Origin of the sequence: Rhizobium sp. PDO1-076, from assembly GCF_000247475.1 — a bacterium.
Classification (GTDB): Bacteria; Pseudomonadota; Alphaproteobacteria; order Rhizobiales; family Rhizobiaceae; genus Allorhizobium.
The window spans coordinates 1-3,429 of sequence record NZ_AHZC01000179.1 but is presented as its reverse complement, the minus strand read 5'-3'; the positions used below and the strand labels follow the sequence as shown (position 1 = coordinate 3,429).

Here is a 3,429-nt window from a genome sequence, read left to right as displayed (position 1 = left end):
GACAACCCCCATCAGTTCAGGCCTTTCGGGGCGGACTACTGAGCGTTGATCTGAAAAAGCAACCGTTGGCATTCTCTCTGTAGCGCCACGTTGTCCTTCATCCCGGCGAATTTCAGTGCATCGGCAATGTCTTCGTTTGCTTCGTGGCGATGACCGAGTCCAAGACAAGCTTTTCCCGAAAGATAGTAACCGAGTGGATCGTCCGGCTTCAGCATAACCATAGTCGACGCCGCCTGTAGGGCCACTTCAAATTCATCGAACTTGATGCAGAAATTCGCCAGGCCCTGCTGATGATGAAAGTTGTCCGGCTTGCACAAAACAAGGCAACAATAGATCTTGAATGCTGTTGCGAAATCGCCGCACGCCATTTTTGAGTTCGCAATGCCGAGAGCCAGTTCCAGATCTCCGTCCATCAGGCCGAGTTGTTTCTGGAGCCCGCCCTCCAAAAAAAATTGCAGGCCACTTTGGTCCTCTGCCTTTGTTTCTTTTGCGACCCGCCGCTCCATGTTCTCTCCACTATTGGTTAGGATGCTGCCCATCACGGTCTCAGGAACATAATGTCCTCTTGGCGCATCGGCATTTGGGGACTACGCGCCGCCGAAGCATTTTTGGATTGATGAAAAGGAGTCATAACCCCTCGAAGCGTTTCAGCGCTCGATATGAGGTCCATGATGGCATCAAGTAGCTGATGCTCATCGTGATCGTCGTATCGAAAAAATGCCCGAACAACTATTGCCGCGCTAGAACTCATCGCATCGATTTGAAGAACGGCAATGCTCTTTCGGAACATATTAAGAGACAAGTTGGTCTTCAGGAGACACTCGATTTCCATCCGGGCGAAGTCAGGATTGTCGGTACATACGCCTGCAACCGTCTCGACAATCAGCTCTCTTCCACTTTCTCCAGGTCGAAAGACGATCTCATTTCCATCTACGGAAATTGTCATTTCTTGATTGCTGTCAACAATTGACTCCGGAAGCATAAACTGCTTCCGGAGTCTTCCAATTACAGTGTGAAACGTCTCTGTCTTCACGTCAAACATCTCAATGTGGACTACTGGCCAGAATGATCCGGCCCGCACCAAGGTTCAACCTCTCGTGAGGGCGGCAAACCGGTTAACCTTTGCGTCGAGTACCTCTTTGAGGAAACTGATCACGGTCGTAATCATGGTATTCAGATTCTGCTGGAACTCGTGGGTTACGTCGCCTTCACTTTTTGTTTCTTCGGAGAATGCAGCATAAGCAGCCGCATCAGCCTCACTAAGTTTTGCGTTCATGGTACTGTTCATCGCACACAACGCACCGATACTTGCTCCGAGTCCGGTGCATGCAAAGGCCACTGTCGAAAATGCTCTAAGCCGGTTTTCTTCCGCAACATCCGACTGTTTTTTTGCGACTGCGTCCGTTGCTTCTTGCTCGGCGGTCTTCCCGGGCTTGCCGGCTTCTCCAGCAGACATGCTATCGGCTCCATCGTCCGGCTGGTCGTCGTCCGTTGGTTTTGCCTTGGAGGCTGTCGGCGGGTCAATGTCAGCAGCCGCCGATTGAGTAGCAGGTGGTGATCGTTCGTTGCTTTCGGATGCCTTAGCCTCGTCTTTGAACTCTGTTTCAGAAGATTTAGATCTATTAGTAGCAGCCCTAGACCTCGCTGCGTCACTCAGTCCGTCCTCGGGCCTTGGCGGTTTTGTTCTACACATGCCCGGTAGCTTGTCCCAAGCGGCATCGAGCTTTGCCTTCAAGCCTCCGCTTGCTGCCCGGACAGTCCCGAAGCCGGAATAGCCGGCTGCTGCGATACCAACGACAGAGAAGGTGATCGCAATGGCTGACTGCACCAAAGTTGCATGTTGCGTCTCGATTGCCGAGTCTCGCAGTTCCGTAGCCTGCTGCAGCTGTTCTGATTTGGCCGCCTCGCGTGCGGTCAGCCTGCTAGTGAGTGCGCTCTTTGATTGAAGGCCCGTAAGCTCAATCAATGCCCGACCAACAAGCAATGACGTATTTTCCGTCGTGATGACGCTCTCAGCCAAACCAGCGGCGACCAGGGCGTCATTAAGCCTTTTCAAGGCTGCAATAGGATCCGTGATCTGGGCGTCTGCAGCCAGCGCTTCCCCAGCCGGGGCTTTTGCGGACATCGCCGTTTGACCCGCCTTGATCTCATAAGGGCTCAGCAACACGACACTTCCGGCAGAAACCTGGGCGCGTTTTTGCCCTAATGCCTTCAAATCCGGATTGTATTCCATATATCTGGAAGCACTAGGCCTATCAGTCGTAGTAACGGGCAAAGTTGATGGCATTTTGTCTCTCCAATCCAAGAGTGGCGATTGAAACTAATGGATCATGCTCTAAATTTAATCCTAGCGGTCATCTCACCACGGTCTTTGAGCGAAGTCATGAGCTCATCATTTATTTCTCCAAACCGGGTCGTCTCGGCTGTAAACAGGTCGATGAGCTCCGCGACTATATCTGCAATTTGGTTGAAGTCTGCTTCGGCTTCGTTAACTTCCGCGCGAGCAATCCTCGCGTCCGCGGAGGCGTAGCCGGCTTGCTTTTCGATAACGGCTACACCTATTCCTGTCGCCGCAGTCGCAATCTGCACACCGGAATCCGCCAGCCGAGCTGTTGTGCCCCCGAATGTAGCGGCGGCAACACTGGATTCAGCAGCGGTTGCGCCGGTGGACGTGGTGGCACTTGCAACGCTCGCGCTAGCCCTGACGCCGACACCGAGAGCAAATCCACCCATCGTTACCACGGCCAATGCCATCAAGACGACGGATAGCGCGAGTTGGCATTTACTGCTCAAAAAACCGTCGCCATTTTTCGCCATTGCGCAACTGTTGGCACCGGTGACAATACCCAGCAGACCCGCGGCAATCAACAAGCCGCCGATGGGGTTGCCAGTTGCAATCAAACAGCTGCCCACGACGATCGCGACGGCTGACGCAATAACTGCCAAAGCAGCAGAAATCTTTTGCCATATTTTTCCGCGTTGCGCCTTCTCTTGCGCCTCTTGCGTCTTCTCTTGGGCCACCTCCAGCTTGTCCTGCTTATTCAACAGAGAAGCACGAATTTTTTCCTGATCGTTCAGCAGTTTCGCGGCCATCTGCTTGGTAACCAAGAACTTTAGTTTCAACTGAGCCGCGACCAGTGTCACCTCCGCTTCATCGGCCTCGCGCTTGGTAAGCTTCTTGTAAAGCGTTTTCACAATGTTTTCGAAGACCGTTCCGGAAGTGTTGCCAGCCTCACCTAGATCCAGGGCTTCGGCCTGAGCGGCCACAACATTGGGGTTCATTTCGATAGACTGCTTCGAAACTGCCGTTGCAGCGCCTCGACTTGTGCCGGCGTCGGCAACAATGCCCCCGCCGAAGCTGAGGAGGCGCGAAAGCAACGGGGTTTCCGTTGCCATGGGAAGAATAGTACTAGCCATTACCATAACCCT

General features: G+C 53.2%; 4 protein-coding genes. All 4 read right to left on the bottom strand.

The genetic code is table 11. The annotated features are described in order from the left end of the window. Positions 1 to 35: 35 nt before the first annotated feature. Positions 36 to 539, bottom strand: coding sequence for a hypothetical protein (locus tag PDO_RS11555; protein ID WP_009109559.1), 504 nt, complete (start codon positions 537 to 539; stop codon positions 36 to 38). Further along, positions 539 to 946: a hypothetical protein gene (locus PDO_RS11550; protein ID WP_141649890.1), complete on the bottom strand. Its 408-nt coding sequence runs from the start codon at positions 944 to 946 to the stop codon at positions 539 to 541. Before PDO_RS11550 ends, PDO_RS11555 begins: the two co-directional genes overlap by 1 nt. Positions 947 to 1,087: 141 nt before the next feature. Continuing rightward, positions 1,088 to 2,233: a hypothetical protein gene (locus PDO_RS11545; protein WP_037073599.1), complete on the bottom strand. Its 1,146-nt coding sequence runs from the start codon at positions 2,231 to 2,233 to the stop codon at positions 1,088 to 1,090. 95 nt (positions 2,234 to 2,328) lie between these two features. After that, positions 2,329 to 3,429: hypothetical protein (locus PDO_RS11540; RefSeq protein WP_037073596.1), on the bottom strand; the 1,101-nt coding region annotated here is incomplete at its 5' end.